The organism is Burkholderia puraquae, assembly GCF_002099195.1.
In the GTDB taxonomy this organism is placed as follows: Bacteria; Pseudomonadota; Gammaproteobacteria; order Burkholderiales; family Burkholderiaceae; genus Burkholderia; species Burkholderia puraquae.
Genome location: NZ_NBYX01000001.1, coordinates 797935 through 813704, shown reverse-complemented (window position 1 = coordinate 813704; position 15770 = coordinate 797935). Strand labels below are relative to the sequence as shown.

10 protein-coding genes are annotated in these 15770 nt (G+C 63.4%); 6 read left to right on the top strand and 4 right to left on the bottom strand.

The features are described from left to right. The first annotated feature begins 312 nt into the window (after nt 1-312). The 6 genes from B7G54_RS03625 to B7G54_RS03600 all read left to right on the top strand — a co-directional run bounded on the left by B7G54_RS03625 (nt 313) and on the right by B7G54_RS03600 (nt 9957). Nucleotides 313-2100 carry an alpha/beta hydrolase family protein gene (locus tag B7G54_RS03625; protein ID WP_085037783.1) on the top strand — a complete coding sequence of 596 codons (1788 nt, stop codon included), beginning with the start codon at nt 313-315 and terminating at the stop codon, nt 2098-2100. A 297-nt stretch (nt 2101-2397) separates the two neighbouring features. Next, nucleotides 2398-3588, top strand: a complete 1191-nt coding sequence (locus B7G54_RS03620) for a glycosyltransferase (RefSeq protein WP_085037963.1) — start codon at nt 2398-2400, stop codon at nt 3586-3588. A 38-nt stretch (nt 3589-3626) separates the two neighbouring features. After that, nucleotides 3627-4880 (top strand): oligosaccharide flippase family protein, encoded by a 1254-nt coding sequence (locus B7G54_RS03615; protein WP_085037782.1) that lies wholly within the window; start codon nt 3627-3629, stop codon nt 4878-4880. 179 nt (nt 4881-5059) lie between these two features. Next, complete coding sequence (locus B7G54_RS03610) at nt 5060-6316, top strand: hypothetical protein (RefSeq protein WP_085037781.1); 1257 nt, start codon at nt 5060-5062, stop codon at nt 6314-6316. Next, nucleotides 6313-7665 carry a cellulase family glycosylhydrolase gene (locus B7G54_RS03605; protein ID WP_085037780.1) on the top strand — a complete coding sequence of 451 codons (1353 nt, stop codon included), beginning with the start codon at nt 6313-6315 and terminating at the stop codon, nt 7663-7665. Before B7G54_RS03610 ends, B7G54_RS03605 begins: the two co-directional genes overlap by 4 nt. A gap of 45 nt (nt 7666-7710) precedes the next feature. Further along, complete coding sequence (locus B7G54_RS03600; protein ID WP_085037779.1) at nt 7711-9957, top strand: GNVR domain-containing protein; 2247 nt, start codon at nt 7711-7713, stop codon at nt 9955-9957. A gap of 229 nt (nt 9958-10186) precedes the next feature. Here B7G54_RS03600 and B7G54_RS03595 read toward each other — a convergent pair whose 3' ends face one another. The 4 genes from B7G54_RS03595 to B7G54_RS03580 all read right to left on the bottom strand — a co-directional run bounded on the left by B7G54_RS03595 (nt 10187) and on the right by B7G54_RS03580 (nt 15055). Beyond that, nucleotides 10187-11266, bottom strand: a complete 1080-nt coding sequence (locus tag B7G54_RS03595; RefSeq protein WP_085037778.1) for a glycosyltransferase family 4 protein — start codon at nt 11264-11266, stop codon at nt 10187-10189. Between the two features lie 170 nt (nt 11267-11436). Continuing rightward, nucleotides 11437-12585 carry a glycosyltransferase gene (locus B7G54_RS03590; RefSeq protein WP_085037777.1) on the bottom strand — a complete coding sequence of 383 codons (1149 nt, stop codon included), beginning with the start codon at nt 12583-12585 and terminating at the stop codon, nt 11437-11439. 308 nt (nt 12586-12893) lie between these two features. Continuing rightward, entirely contained in the window at nt 12894-14474 is a 1581-nt protein-coding gene (locus B7G54_RS03585; protein ID WP_085037776.1) for a mannose-1-phosphate guanylyltransferase/mannose-6-phosphate isomerase, read from the bottom strand. Next, nucleotides 14471-15055 carry a GNAT family protein gene (locus B7G54_RS03580; protein ID WP_085037962.1) on the bottom strand — a complete coding sequence of 195 codons (585 nt, stop codon included), beginning with the start codon at nt 15053-15055 and terminating at the stop codon, nt 14471-14473. Before B7G54_RS03580 ends, B7G54_RS03585 begins: the two co-directional genes overlap by 4 nt. Between the last annotated feature and the right edge of the window lie 715 nt (nt 15056-15770).

The following is a 15770-nucleotide window of genomic DNA, read 5'->3' as shown; positions in this document are numbered from 1 at the left end:
TGTGACGTACGGAATCCGTCAGGATGAGATGGTCTAATCGCCTTAGACATTCGAGTGCGGCCGTCTGCGCCGCGCATCGAGGTTGTCCGGTGAAAAGCAGGGCGATATTGCGGAATGCAAATCAAGGGCATTCTCGAAACCTGCCTCTACATTGAAGCGCCTGCGGATCGGGGTGGTCCGCGGCGAGTGCGCGTGCGTTGCTGGCGCGTTTCCCTTCATGCATCCGGGCAACGATCGAACGCTTGCCCCATGGCCCGCGGCAAGCACGCGTTGAAACCCGGCCTGTCAGACACTTAAAACAAGGACCAAACCATGACACCCATCCAGTTCGATGGATGCGTCGGCTGGCTTCACGAGGGCACTCGACCACACGGCGTCGTCATTTGCGAGCCGCTCGGCCATGAGGCGCTCTGGCTGCACAAGCTTGTTCGCTCAATTGCGGAATACCTTGCCGACCGTGGTTTTCCGGTTCTACGCTTTCACTATCCGGCGAGTGGCGATTCGCTTGGCGACGAACAGGATCCCGAACGTTTCGAGAACATGCTCGCAAGCGTGCGGCATGCCGTCCGGACCTTGCGCGACAACGCCGTGCTGGATAGCCTGACGCTCATCGGTGTACGCGCCGGTGCGCCATTGGCGCTTCTCGCTTCGGACGGCCTGTCCGGAATCACGCGTTTCATCGCACTTGCCCCCGTTGTGCGTGGTCGCGGCTACGTGCGCGAGCTCTCGCTCGTCGCGCAACGCTGGCTCGATAACCTGCCGCCGACCGTGCGGGAGGCGGTTCGTGACGAACGGCCGTTCAAGGTGCTCGGCCATGCGTATCCCGACGATCTCCTCGGCGCACTCCGGGGTATCGACCTGTGCCAGGCCGCTGGCCAGTTGCGCGAGTTGCCCGCGCGCGCGCTGCTCGTCGATACGCCGTACGGCGATGGTTCGGCGTTGTCGGACACGCTGCGCTCGCGTGGCGTCGCGGTCAGTATCCACACATGTTCCGACTGGGCGGCCGTCATGTGCGAACCGCACCGTTCCCGGCTGCCGAATGCGTTGCTCGACACGATCGGGAACTGGATCGACGACGATCCTGACGCGGACGTACGAACTTCCACGCGCCAGCACGTTTCCGATGTCGTCCTGACCGGGAACGGCAGTGTCGAGCGCGTGATTCGCATGGGGACGCAGCAACTGATCGGGGTGCTGTGCGAGCCAGCCGACGACGCCATGCGTCTGGCGGCCCCCACGCTGCTTATCGCCAATACCGCCGCCAACCCGCGTACGGCCGACGGGCGGCTTGCTGTGCGCCTGGCGCGGTCGCTCGCCGCGCGCGGCATCCGCAGTCTGCGCTTCGATTCGAGTGGGATCGGCGACAGCAGTCAGCGTGCGCGTGACGATCAATCGGATATTCCGTATTCGGACCAGATGATCGACGACATGATCTGCGCCGCGCGCTGGCTGAAAGAGGCTGGTCACCACCGGATCGTCACGTTCGGAATCTGCTCCGGTGCGTACGCGTCGCTTCATGCCGCCGCGCGGGGCGCACTTGCCGGCGCGATCACGATCAATCTCCCGGTGTTTGTCTGGCCGCGCGGACAGACACTGGCGGATGTCGTCAACAACCAGACCAATTCGATGCGCGGTTATGTCGCTTCATTGCGCAGCGTCGGCAAGTGGCGCCGGGTGCTGCTCGAGGGTCGTGATCCGCGTCCGGTGCTGCGTGCGTTGATTCGTTTCGTCGCCGACTTCGCGACGGTCCCGATCAAGAGCTGCATGGAGCGCATGGGGTGTGCGCCGGACAAGGATACGCCGCGAGGGATGCTGCACGACATGTCTGCACGCGGCATCCAGGCGCATCTCCTCTACGGCACGTTCGATCCGGGCGTCGATGTCGTGGTCCGGCATTTCGGTCCGATGTCCGGTGCGTTCGCGCGTTTGTCGAACGTATCGGTCGATACGCAGGACGCGCTCGACCATTCGTTGCACAGCGATGCCGCTGCGCAGTACGTGGTCGACCGCTGCGCCGCGCTGCTTTCCGGCTGGCATGCGCCGGCGGAGCCGGTCTCGAGGGCAAGGCCGAAAGCGGAAGCCGAACGGGCGACGCCGTAGCGTTCGGGTACACGCCGCCGCATTTGAACGCGGCTGGACGACGCCCAGGTTGCGGGCGGGGCGGAACACGCCCCGTGTGCCGGTGACCGGTTGAAACCGTCCGAAAGTGACCGTGCGAACAGATCCCCGGTTTCCGGCACTGTATCTTGGCGGTGTCTATTTCTCGCGTCGCCCGTTTTCGACGGTGCCGGCGTCATGAGGCTGCTCAGGAATGTGGATGCAAAGAAACCGCCGTGGATGCCGGACAACATGCAAACGCCACGCGCCGCAGGCGACGTGCCATTCGGGGCGGTCGTGATGCGTGTACTGGTCGTCAACGATTTCGTTCGCAAGGGCGGGGCCGAGGAAGTGTACCGGCTGTCAGTCGACGTGCTTCGCGCGCGCAATGACGTCGAGGTCGAAACGTTCGACGAGCGCACGCTGATCGATGTCGAGAACTGTCATCGCGCGCGCGCGTGGTCACCTGCTGCCGCACGTGCGCTCGACACGCTGCTCAAGCGGTTTCGCCCGCAACGGATCCTCGTACACAATTACCACAACCTGCTGTCGAGCGCGATCCTGCCCGTGCTCGGGCGCTACAAACGGCGCTCGGAGTGCCGTTTATACATGACCGCGCACGACTACCACCTGGTGTTCTACAACCCGAGTCTGATGGTCTACCCGGGAGGGCGCGCGCAACCGCTATCGCTCGACCAATTAAGTCGCGGCAGGCGTATCGTTCTCACCGCCAGCCCGCGCGGCTTTCTTCACGATGTCGCGAAGAAGCTGCATTGGCATGCGGTCAATGCGCTTTTCGACCCGCTCGGCCTGTTCGACGAGATTCTCTGCCCGAGTCCGTTCATGCGCGACCTGATCGCACGATTCGGTCGGACACCGGCGACACTGCTGCCGAATCCGATCGATACGACGCTGGTTCCCCGTACACCGAAGCCTGCGAGGAGCGGCCGTCTCGATCTCGCGTTCGTCGGTCGCCTGGAGGCGGACAAGGGTCTTGCCCAGTTTCTCGCGCTCATGGGTGAATCGCCCGGCGACGCGATTGCGTCGTTGACGGTCTATGGTGACGGACCGGAGCGCGGCAGCCTCGAGCAACATCACGCAGCACTTGTGGAGTCGGGGCGGCTGCGCTTTGCCGGGCGTCTCGATCATGTAACCCTGTTTGCCACGCTGCCGACGCATGATGCGATCGTACTGCCTTCCATCTGGGTGGAAAACGCGCCTCTCGTGATCGTCGAAGCGGCAATGCTGGGCCTGCCGGCGCTCGTGCACGACATTGGAAGCCTGTCGACCTTCGGAGACGATCTCGGCAACAAGATTCGCTACCGGAACACGGCCGACGACCTGGCACGCGCGCTCGTCGAACTGCGGGTGCACCTCGACAACGAGCAGCGTCGCTACGACTGGTCACGCTACTCGGTCGACCGCTATGCAGCGTCGCTGTATGCCGCGCTCGGTATCGGCGGGGATGTATCGCGCACGTGGGCACATTGACAGTCGATGCACTGTTTCCTCTCTGCCCAGCTAGCACGATGACCGCCGTTCGAAAAAATTTTGCGTTGTTGTTTGCGCTGCAAATCTCGACGTACGTCGTGCCGCTCGTCACGTTGCCGCTCCTGACCCGCGTACTCGGCCCCCAAGAGTACGGCCGGCTATCGTTCGTGCTTGCGGTGACGACGTATTTCATCAATCTCGCGAACTATAGTTTCGACCTGACGGCAACGCCACGTGTCGCCCTCGCAAACGACAGGATGGAGCGGTCGCGCATTTTCTGGACGACGGTTTGCGCCCAATGGACGATTACCGTCGCCGGCTTCGGGTTGCTCGTCGCGCTGACCATGCTCATTCCGCATTTTGCCGCGGAGCGCAGAGCGCTGCTGATCGGTTTCGGGATGGCGATCGGTGCCGCGCTGACGCCGGGCTGGTATTTTCAGGGTATTCAGAAACTGAGCGTCTATAGCGTGACGGTGGTGGTGTACCGGGTACTCAGTGTCGCCGCCATCTTCCTGTGGGTGCGCACGGAGGACGACCTCCTGCATGCAGTCGCGATCAATACGGCCGTGCCGTTGCTGTGCGGGATCACGCTGCTGGCATACCTGTTTTTCCATCGCGAGGTCGAGCGCGTTCAGGTGCGACTTTCCGACATCGTCGAAGCGTTGAAAGGCGGCTTTCAGGTGTTCCTCGCCTCGACGTCGATCTCGTTTTACGCGTCGACCAATACCGTCCTGCTGAGCATGGTTTCCGGTAACGTCGCCGCGGGCTATTTTGCGGCCGGTGACAAACTCATCCGTGCCGCGGTCGGTTTGTTGCAACCGCTCAGGGCGGCAACCTATCCGCACGTGACCTACCTGATGCATCACGCGCGTGACGAAGCTTTCGCATTCCTGCGCAAGCTGATCGTCATGCAAGGTGCGCTGGTGCTGGCGATGTCGGCGACGATCTATGCATGCGCGCCACTGGCGGTCCATATCCTTTACGGCAGCTCGTTTGCGCCGACGATCGGCGTGCTGCATTGCCTCGCGCTGGTGCCGTTCATGGCATGCATGACCGACCTGTTCGGCGTTCAAACGATGTTGCCGCTCGGGATGAAACGGGCGTTCAGCGTTATCCTGATCTCGTCGGGTGTGTTGAACGTGACGTTGCTTCCTCCGCTCGCGATGCTGTTTGCCGAACGTGGCGCGGCTATCGCGGTGCTGATCGCCGAAACGGCCGTCGCCGTCGCGCTTGCATACGTCCTTCACCGTGAACGCGTCGGCGTGCTCGATCTGTCGGCGCGTTCCGGTTGACGTGAAGGCCGGTTCTCCGGGGCCGGAAACCTGCCGCGTCACTGCCGCCGAATGTGTGGGTTGTCGAACGTTTCTCCCGGCTGCGCGCTCCTATACTGGCGAGACAGCAGGGTAGGCCGGGAACCGTATCACGCGCGATACGTGTGCGTCGCTCCGCTCTAAAACATGTATCGAGCATCATGAACGGAAACCGATCGATCAACCGACTGTGGGCAGCGACATTCATGATCGCGATCGCGAGCGAGGTATTCTCCGGCGCGATCCGCTATTACACGTCGATCGTGGGCGTGTCGATGCTCGGCTATTTGCCGAAGGCCCTGATGGTGGGCTGCATCGCGTTCGGTCTCGCGGTGCGCCCGCGTGTCAGCACCCTGCTCGTTGCGAGCTTCATGGCCGCGCAGCTGTGCGTTTCGCTCGCGAACGGCGTCAGTCTCGTGGCCGCATGCTTCTGGATGTGGACGGTCGCGCCGGTGCTGTTCGTGCTGTTGATGCCGCCTGACGCGCTGGCGATGCTCGAGTCGAACGCGCTGAGGTTTGCGCTCGTCGCGTTGGCGATGGCCTGCTGTGCCGGGGTCATGCTCAACGGGTTCGTCCATCTGCCATGGGTCGGAGGCAGTATCGACGTCGACGGCGTCAATGTGCAACTGGCAAGCTCCAATTACGTCGGTACCGTACCGCGCCTGCCCGGGTTCGGTCGAAGCAGTGCGTCGACCGGCCTCGTGATCGGCCTGCTGACTACGTGGCTCGTCCCGCGCCAGCGCAACGCGATGGTCATCGTGGCATTGCTCGCGATGTCGGCATTCGCGATCTGGGCGACCACCAACAAGACGACACTCATCGCGCTTTCGCTCGTGATGCTGTGTTTCGCCACCCTGAAAACGCGTGGCCTCCGGCGCGTCTGTATCGCCCTGACGATATTGATGATCGCGTTGCCGCTCACCGGATGGGTTGTCGCCGAGACGATCAACGTGGGGGCCACCGATACAGGATCGCTCGCGTCGATGCAGGACCGGCTGCTGAACACCTGGCCGAAGCTGCTCGACGGGATGGCGAGTGCGAACCTGCTCTGGTTTGGCGTAGGGGCCGGTGGATTCGGGTCCGCGACGGCGTACTACACGTCCGACTTCGGCTTCAATACCGGCTATTCCGACAACGCCGCGCTCTATGTCGTCGCGAATCTCGGTGTAGCGGGAGCCTTGCTCGTCATGCTCCTGTTCGCGCAGCGCGTGCTAGGCAGCCGCACGGATGATCCGCGCGCATGGTTGATGCTGCTCTTCATACTGCTGAGCGGGGTGACGACGGATATCTTCGAAGCGCTCGGCTGTCTGCTCTTCGCGGGCGTCTCGATCCGCATGCTGACAATTCATGCGGGTCACGAACGTCAGGCCAGTCGCGATGGCTTGGGGCATGCGTCGACCTGGGTGGGAAGCCGATGAGCATGATCATCGAACGCATACGCATCATGGGCCGGGCGAAATGCGTGGCAGCCGCACTGCTTGCGGCCGCGGCCGTGCTGACGGCGTCGAATTCCGCCAGCTCGGACGAACTCGCGCTCGTTCTTCCGAATCTGGCGCAGACGTCGACGCTGCCTTTCGTCGCGCTACCACGCTTTTTCGACACGCGTGCGAACTCGGGTGTCGCGATTCACGAGATCGACGATCCGGCGTTGCTCGACGCAGTGCGAGATGTCGGCTTCTCGTTCGTCCGAACCGATCTGTTCTGGGATTCGGTGGAAACGCCGCAAGGCTGGAACTTCTCCCGCTATGACGCGCTCGTCGCGAACCTGCGCGCGCGAGGACTCGGCGCACTATTCATTCTCGGTTATCAGCATCCGCTGCATGCGCCGAAGCAACCCCCGACGTCGCCTGCACAGATCGATGCATTCGCCGAGTATGCGACGCAGGCCGCGCGACACTATCGCGATCTGCCGGTACGCTTCGAAGTGTGGAACGAGCAGGACCACAAGGACTACTGGCTCGCACCTCCGTCCCCCGTCAAATACCGGAATCTGCTCGAGGCGAGCGTCCGGGCGGTCAAAGCTGCGAATCCGCAGGCAATCGTTGCGACGGGCGGCGTTCAGCAGATCGACCGGGCTTTCATTCGAGCGGTGGGCGATATCGGCAGCGCGTCCCAGCCCGCGCCCGACGCGGTCAGCGTGCATCCGTATCGGCAGACCGCACCGGAGACCGCGCTGCGCGACTATGTGACGCTCGCGCAAGACCTCGCGACGTATCGCGGTGTTCCCGCGATCTGGGCAACCGAGTGGTCGTATCCCACCTATGGGTACAAGTACGTGGCGCACACCCGCGACGGCCACGATCCCGTGGCGCGCGAACGCCAGGCGCGCTACACGGTACGGCGCCTTCTCGTCGACTGGATTGCGCAGATCGGGCTCACCGCCTATTACGACATGCGCAACGACGGCCGCGATCCGAAGAACATGGAGCACAACTTCGGCTTGCTGGACGCGGACAACACGCCATTGCCGGCGTACATCGCGGTTCGGCATCTTTTCTCGTTTACCGCCAAAGCCCGCGGCGCGCGACTCTTCATGGATCCTGTTCGCCGTGTCGCCGTCCTGCAATTGCGTACCGAAAACGTCGTGAAATACGTGGTCTGGTGCTATGAAACTGACAACACGGTCGATGTCGACCTGTCGCAGTTGCCGGTCACAGGTACGTCCGCATCCGATCTCTATGGCGCATCGGTCGATATCGCACATCGTCGACTGACGATCAGTGAGGAGCAAGGTCCGGTGTTCATCGTCTCAGCGACTGGCCGATAGCCGGCGATCAGGATCGGGAACGGTCGCATCATTCAGAAAAAAATCATGAAACTCACCGCACGAAACATCGTGGATTCACAGCGGATGCCGGATGAATCCGGCATGGCCCAGCTTTGGCACGCGATCAGACGGCATCGTCGCGTGTTCCTTGCAACGATCGGCGCGACGTTCGCGGCGGGGGTGCTGTACGCCCTGCTGGCCACGCCGCAGTATCGAGCCGAAGCGCTTTTGCGCGTACAGACGAAGCCCGGCTCGTCGATCAGTTCGTTGTCGGATGTCTCCGGAACCATCACGGCTTCGCCATCCGCGTCCGACGAAAGCGAGATGCTGATTTCGCGCGCGGTCATCGACAACGCGATCGGCACGACCGGTGCCGATCTTGATATCCGCAACGCGAGCCGGTTTCCGCTGATCGGTGGGCTGGTTGCGTCGCGCTTCGACGCGGACGACACGCTTGCGTCGGCACCGCTGGGACTGACCGGTTATGCGTGGGGCGGTGAGCGGATCGATATCGGTGAATTCTTGCTGCCGAAAAATGCGCTCGGCGAGCGATTCAGGATCGTCGCGGAAGAGGCGAACAACTGGACGCTCTACGACGACGACAACACCGTGCTTGCGCGCGGCAAGGTGGGTGAAGCGGTGCCGTTCAGGATTCCCGGCGAAGCGACGGCCGGCCGATTGCGCATCGACGTGTTGCGCGCTCGGCCCGGCATTGCGTTCACCGTGCGCAAGCAGCCGGAGCCGCTCGTCTACGAAAACGTATCGAAGCATCTGAAGACGGTCGTGCCGAATCGCGATTCGACGCTGGAATCGCCGTCGATGATTCGCCTGAGCTATCAGGCGGACAGTGCGCGCGACGCGAAAAAGATGGTCGACGCGATCGTCCAACAGTATCTGCAGCGCGATCTCGCATTTCGGACGGACCGCGCGCGACGCAATCTCGACGCGTTGCGCCAGCGGTTGCCGGCACTCAAGCACGATTTGCAACGGGCCGAGGATGATCTGAATCGATACCGGACACAGAACGGTGCGATCGACGTCGATCAACAAGGCGCCGCGTTGATCAGCCGGCTCAATACGCTTGCGGAACACCAGACCGAGTTGGAGATTTCGCTGGACGACGTCCGGCAGCGCTTCCTGCCAAAGAGCTTGCAGTACCAGACCGTGCAGGCTCAGCTCGAGCAGGTGAAGCGCGAGATTCGCGACACGAGCGCGATGGCAGCCAGATTGCCGACGACACAGCGCGAGTTCGTGCGACTGTCGCGTCAGGTGACAATTGCCACCCAGTTGTACACGGGGGTACTGACCAACGCGCAGCAGCTCGAGATCGCCATCTCCAGCGCAGCGCCGGGCGTGACTGCCGTCGACACGGCGGTCGCACCGTTCCGGCCGGTCTGGCCCAAGCGCGGCATCATCGTTCTGGGCGCGTTGTTCGCCGGCGTATTCCTTGCGCTGACAGGCGTGCATCTGCTGTCGCTGCATCGCCGTGAACTGTATTCGCCCGCTGCACTGACCAGGTTGACCGGTCGGCCGTGTCTCGCAATCGTCACGTCGTCGCTTGCATCGGCGGCCGTACCGGGCGGGCCTCGCTCGACAGCGTTGCCGGTGGCGGCGACGCACCCGGATGATGCGGGCATCGATTCGGTGCGCGCATTGCGTGCCAGCCTGAAGGTCGCCCTCGCGGAGCGCCGACCTGGCGGTGGGGGCAAGGTCCTGCTGTTCACGGGGCCGACGGCCGGCGTCGGCTGCAGCTTCGTGTCGTCGAATCTTGCCTATCTGCTGGCGGGAACGAACGCCAGCGTGCTGCTGATCAATGCGGACTTGCGTGCTTCGTCGGTCGCGGGCGGCCCGGGACTCGCCCAGGTGCTCGATGGCTCGGTGTTGCCCGATGTCGTCACGCTGCGTGTGGCGGGAAGCCGCCTGTCGATCATGCCGGCGGGCTCGCCGGACAAAACGTCGCCCGGCGAGTTGCTCGAAGGCGCAGAATTCGCCAGGCTTCTCGCATCGGTGCGCGAGAGTTACGACTTCATCGTCATCGACGGGCCGCCGCTATTGACGAGCAACGATGCGCTCGGCATCGCCGGCGCGGGCTGCGACGCGCATGTGCTCGTGTCACGCGGTGGCTTGACGCGTGCCTCGGATGTCGAGGAGGCGCTGTCGCGTTTGACGAGCATTGGCGCGGATATTACCGGGCACGTGTTCAATACCTACACGGGAACGAACAAGGTGATCGTCGAGCGTGTAACGACACGCGGCTTCCCGGTTCGGACGGCGGCACGCCAGCGGGCGTAGTTCACGGGGATCGCGCACGTGGCGCCGGTGGAAACAGGGGAGACCGCGTGAGCACCTTGCCGGCGGCGCTGCGTTCGCCGCGGTGAACTGCGACATTCATGAAGCGGTCGGAAGCGGGCGGCGGCTGACGGGGCCGGGCATGTAGCGCATGGGCCACGCCCAGCGAGTTTTGCCCGGTCGCCTCGGTGATCGCCTGCTCGAGCGAGCCCGACGTCACATAGCGATCGCTTCAAAGCGAATCGAATATTCGCGTCATCATCTCCGCGCTTTTGCGCCAGCTGTATTGCGCCGCGTGCGAATAACCCCTACGTTTCAGGTCCGCTCTGAGTTCGGCTGAATCCAGCAAATTTCGCAGTTTTTCCGCAATATCGTCACGCGAATAGGGATCGCAGTACAGCGATGCATCGGCGCAGACCTCGGGCAATGCCGCCGATCGTCCCACGAGGGTCGGGCAACCCTGGCGCATGGCTTCGAGCGGCGGAATGCCGAAGCCTTCATAGATCGACGGATAGAGGAAGCAGACGGCATGTTGGTACAGTGCCTTCAATTGTTCGTCGCTGATGTATCCGGCGTACTTGATGTTCTGCTCGGTCGCGGCAATATCGTCTTGCGCTCCGAAAACGGCGGCATTGCGCATGCCGACGATGACCAGATCCACTGACGGGTCGTTGACTTGTCGAAATGCCGCGATCAGCCGGCGAAAGTTCTTGGTCGGATTCATGCTACTGACCGCCAGCACGAATCTGCCCGGCGTGAGCGAGAGTGTTTTCAGTATGCTCGCGTCCGATTCCAGGGCGTCGAGATGGTCAGCACCGAGCGGCACGACGCTGATTTTTTCCGTTGAAACACCACAGTGGTGAGCGAGGCGATCGCGCGAGAAGCGAGAATTGGTCAACACGCATAGGGACGTGCGCGCGAGAATCCAGAACATGACCCGATACCACGCCCGGAACAATCGGGAAAAGTGAGCAGGAGTGTCGAACACCGCGGCATCGTGCATGTAGATGATCTGATTGCCGAGGAAAACGGAAGCGGAATTGCTCAGATTGACGATGCGGTTACGAGACGAAAAAAGCGGCAATGCCAGTTGTTCCCAAATCACGCCTTTGGAAAAGCCGACCTTGAGCGTCGTCGTCCCGTCCACCGTTGCATCGGCGTGCGGAGGCACGAGAACCGTGATCGAGCCCTGCGGTTGCACCTTGACCAGGGCGGCGATGAGCTCCCGGGCGACGCGTTGCACGCCGGTCGTCTTTTGGGTGGAGAATCGGCCGTTATATACGAGTTGCTTGGTTTTTTGGGGAGTGTTCATGTCAAATCCGGTGAAATCGATGCGCGTCCAGGGCGCTTGCCGCGCGCTCTGAACGGCAGCGCTTGTCTGTCGTTATGCGCTATCGGCGCGTTCCATAACGGCCATGCATGCGATGTCCCGACGGCTTCGCGCTCGAGGCCACGGCCCCCCGATCCGGTTTCGGCAGCGTGTCAGGCCTCGACGTGATCGGGCGCCGCAGGTTCGAACCGTCGCGCATGGACGGTACGCAAATGGGCGCTCAGTCCATAGAGGGATTGCCATTGCCGGAAAATCGCGTTCATGGAAAATCGATGGAGTGCGAACTTTCTCGCCGATTCCCCCATTTGCTCTCGCAGCTGGCGGTCGTCGCAGAGCATTGCCACATACCGCGCCATCTCGTCGGCGTTTGACGCGACATAGCCGGTCACACCATGAATGACGACGTCGCGGTTGCCGACGACGTCGGTCACCACCGCGGGCAGCCCCGCGACCTGGGCTTCGATTAGCGCGACGGGCATGCCTTCCCAGCGGGATGTCTGGACGTAGATATCCAGTTGGGACGTCAGTTCGAGTGCACGCGTGCGTGTCACCCATCCGCTACAGGCAATGGCCTGGTTTCCCTGCTGATCCGGGATGTCGTCAGGGGTGCCGCCGATCCACATAAACGTCAGGTCGGAATCGCGTAGATCGGTCGCCAGTTGCAGGAAGGCTTGATGATTTTTCTGAAACGACGCGCGCCCGCTCATCCCCACCGCGATCTTTCGATCGCCCCGCGGTTGACGAGAAGGAACCTCGGCCACATTGACGCCGTTTTCCACGAGCACCGCCGTTTTTGCCCGAATCCTGCCTTTGATTTCCCTGAGCTCACTGTCCGAGCAGGCGACGATGGTGCCGCCCAGGAGGGCCGCCATTCGTTCGAAGCCGAGGTAGGCAAGCTGTTTCGCGCGGGAGACGTCACGACGCAAGAACGAGAGTCCATGCGGAGAATAGAGCACCCTCGCACGAGGTGTCGCTATCCTCGCGGCAGCACGCCCCAGCACACCGGCCTTCGAAGAGTGAAGGTGGATGACCGTCGGGTCGCATTCGCGAAGCATATCGGCCAGTTCCTTCACGCTGATCAGATCTTGCCTGATGCTGATTTCGCGAGCCATCGCGATGTGGACGAGCTTGATGTCGGGCCGGAACAGCGTCGGGAAATCGACCGGCGTTTCGGAGCGGATCGAATGCAGCACGGTCACGTCGACGCCGGCTGCTGCGGCGTGGTTGGCGAGATGGACCAGCATGGAAAGCACGCCGCCGCCAAACGCTTCGACAATGTGAACGATTCTTTGTCTGGTCATCTTCGAGGCTGTTGGTTCGACCGGGTGTGGCGCGGCCGACCGCAAGAAACGGGTATCCGGCGAATCGCGAAGTTGGTGGCGTCCGATCGGTTCGTCATGAGGAATCGTAGAACTATGTATTCCTGAATGATTTTGCATTGAGTAAGTTGCGTCCTCATTTGCGAAACCGCCAGCGCTCGCACGGTCGCACCTGATTCCGTGCGTCACAAGCATTGTGCTATGCCCGCGCGGCGGGCTAGGTGCGATGGCTTACATTGAGTGGTCGACGTGTCGTCGGCCGGATGCCGCGCATATCCGGGCGGTTCGGCTCACGTTTGTCGAGCAGTGTCCGTCATGTTGACGGGTGCATGTGTCGTGGGTGACGCAGGCTGCACGGATTGCGGCGGCAGTGCTTCGACCGCCCGACCATACTGATCGTCGAACCGGACGATATCGTCCTCGCCGAGATACTCGCCCGATTGCACCTCGATGATTTCGAGCGGAATCCGGCCGGGATTCTCGAGGCGATGCACTTCGCCGACCGCGATATACGTCGACTCGTTCTCGCAGAGCAGGAACGTCTCTTCGCCGCGCGTCACCTTCGCGGTGCCGCGCACGACGATCCAGTGCTCGGCGCGGTGATAGTGCATCTGCAGCGACAGCCGCTTGCCGGGCTCGACGACGATCCGCTTCACCTGGAAGCGCTTGCCGAGATCGATCGAATCGTAGTGTCCCCACGGTCGCTGCACCTTGCGATGCTCGCTCGCCTGCGGGTGCCGGTCGGTCTTCAGGCGCGCGACGACGTTCTTCACGCGCTGCACGTCGTGCTTGTTCGCGACCAGCACGGCATCGGGCGTCTCGATTACCACGACGTCCTTCATCCCGACGCATGCAATCAGGCGGCCCTCCGAGCGCACGAGGCTGTCCTGCGTGTCCTCGAACACGATCGGGCCGCGCGCGACGTTGCCGTGATCGTCCTTCGGCATGATTTCCCAGATCGCATCCCAGGTGCCGACGTCCGACCAGCCGGCCGCGAGCGGCACCACGATGCCTTCGATGCCGAGCTCGCTGTGTTCCGCGAGCCGTTCCATCACCGCATAGTCGATCGAGTCGGACGGGCACGTGTCGAAGGCTGCCGCATCGATCCGGAAGAACGGATCCTCGGCGACGCCTGCGCGCCATGCGGTCTCGCAGGCCGCATGGATTTCCGGTGCAAGCGTGGCGATCGCCTTCAGCCAGACCGATGCGCGCGTGACGTAAATCCCGCTGTTCCACCAGTAGTCGCCCGATTGCAGGTAGCGCTCGGCGAGCACCGCGTCGGGCTTTTCGACGAAGCGTCCGATCGTGTAGCCGCCGTGGCCGCCGTGGCGGCCCGTGCGCGGCTCGCCGACCTGGATGTAGCCGTAGCCCGTCTCCGCGCGGCGCGGCAGCACGCCGAGCGTGACGATCGCGCCTTCCTGCGCGTAGCGTGCCGCACGCGCGATCGCGTCCTGGAATGCGCCGACGTCGGCGATCACATGATCGGCCGGCATCACCGCGAGCACGGGATCGTCCGAGAGCTGGCTCGCGTCGAGTGCAGCAAGCGTCAGCGCGGGCGCGGTGTTGCGTGCGGCGGGTTCGAGCAGGATGCGGGCGGGCGCCGCGCGGCCGAGCACCTGTGCGGCGCTCATGATGCGATGCTGTTCGCCGCAGACCAGCAGCAGCGTGTCGCCGAGCGATGCATTCGCGATGCCGTTCAGGCGGCGCGCCGTCGCCGACAACGGCGATTCGTTCGAGATCAGCTCGATCAGCTGCTTGGGATACTGCTCGCGCGACAGCGGCCACAGCCGCGTGCCGGAGCCGCCTGCGAGAATCACCGGCAGGATGCGCGGCAGGCCGGGCTCGGGAACCGGGCGAAGGGTGCGGGTCATCGACTGGCTCCGGTGTCGGCAGGCTGCCGGTTGTGTGTGCGGCTGTCGGCATGCGTGTCGTCGTTGCGCGGCCGGTGTGCCGAAACGGCCCGGGACAGCAGGGTGCGCAGCGCGCCTGCAGCGCGATCGGTCGACCGCACCAGGCCGACGAATGGCGCACCCTGTTCGAGATACGGGCCGTAGGCCTTGCGGAATCCGAAACGCTTGTAGAACGCCTGGCGTGCCGCCGGGACGTGCGTGCGCACCGCGGCGTCAGGCCACGCAGCCCGCGCGGCGGTGAGGGCGCGCTCGATCAGCCGCTCGAGCGTATCGTCGTCGCGGCGGCTCTCGCTCGTCAGCACCTTGTCGATCACGACGTCCGGGTCGATGTCGTCGCCGGGCAGGATGCGTGCGTAGGCCGCGACTTCCATCGTGTCGCCGTCGCGCACGATCGCATAGACATGCAGCGCACCCGCGTCCTTGCCGTCGATGTCGAGATGCGTGTGCGCGTCCTCGACCACCAGCACGGCGTTGCGCGCGCGCAGGATTGCATAGAGATCGACGGCTCCCAGATGTTCGAATTCACAACAATGCCATTCCATGATGCTGTCCTCGCGTGATGCCTTCGGCACGCCGTGCCGCACGGACGCGATCGTTCCGGGCAACGCGGCGATCCTCATCATCCGGGTGCGCCGTGCGCCAGTCTGTTCGAAAGCATACTCACGCTCCGGATTCGCACGGCAGGCGGGCCACACGCTGCCGAGGCGCGCCGCGCGAGCGCTGCAAAGTGCGGTAGCACACACCGCGGCGGCCGGTGCTTTTTCATAATTGACCCATCCTGGCGGCCCGCCTCGATGCGCGGCCAGTCAACATCGAATGTCAATAAAGAACCGGGGGCAGGACTTGAAGATAGCGAGCGTTCGCGACGGGCCGATCGTGCATGGCGGTACCGGGCACACACGCAAGCATGCGGTCGGCTGCATCGCGCAGGCCGACCGTGTGCAGCCGCGTCGATTTCATCCACGATCGTGCGTGCCGGCATGGCGCACACGTCCTTCGTCCGCATGCCGCCGTTGCCGCTTGCGATCAGGCGATGTGGCCTGGCCGATGACGACAACGGACAGCCCGCATCCGCGCCGGCGGAACGCCGGGCACAGTCACGACGTGCCTGTGCGTCACGTGCCGGACCGCCATGCTGCATTGCGGGGGGCGAGTGTCGGCACGACCGGTTTCACGCGTCGCCGCGACGATTCGCCCGAGAACGACCGGTGCGCGTGGCCCGCGCTTTGCCGTGCCCGGGCTTCGCGAAACGCGATG

Coding starts and splice junctions, on each gene's coding strand:
- B7G54_RS03625 (WP_085037783.1), top strand. CDS start 313: ATGACACCCATCCAGTTCGATGGATGCGTCGGCTGGCTTCACGAGGGC.
- B7G54_RS03620 (WP_085037963.1), top strand. CDS start 2,398: ATGCGTGTACTGGTCGTCAACGATTTCGTTCGCAAGGGCGGGGCCGAG.
- B7G54_RS03615 (WP_085037782.1), top strand. CDS start 3,627: ATGACCGCCGTTCGAAAAAATTTTGCGTTGTTGTTTGCGCTGCAAATC.
- B7G54_RS03610 (WP_085037781.1), top strand. CDS start 5,060: ATGAACGGAAACCGATCGATCAACCGACTGTGGGCAGCGACATTCATG.
- B7G54_RS03605 (WP_085037780.1), top strand. CDS start 6,313: ATGAGCATGATCATCGAACGCATACGCATCATGGGCCGGGCGAAATGC.
- B7G54_RS03600 (WP_085037779.1), top strand. CDS start 7,711: ATGAAACTCACCGCACGAAACATCGTGGATTCACAGCGGATGCCGGAT.
- B7G54_RS03595 (WP_085037778.1), bottom strand. CDS start 11,266: ATGAACACTCCCCAAAAAACCAAGCAACTCGTATATAACGGCCGATTC.
- B7G54_RS03590 (WP_085037777.1), bottom strand. CDS start 12,585: ATGACCAGACAAAGAATCGTTCACATTGTCGAAGCGTTTGGCGGCGGC.
- B7G54_RS03585 (WP_085037776.1), bottom strand. CDS start 14,474: ATGACCCGCACCCTTCGCCCGGTTCCCGAGCCCGGCCTGCCGCGCATC.
- B7G54_RS03580 (WP_085037962.1), bottom strand. CDS start 15,055: ATGGAATGGCATTGTTGTGAATTCGAACATCTGGGAGCCGTCGATCTC.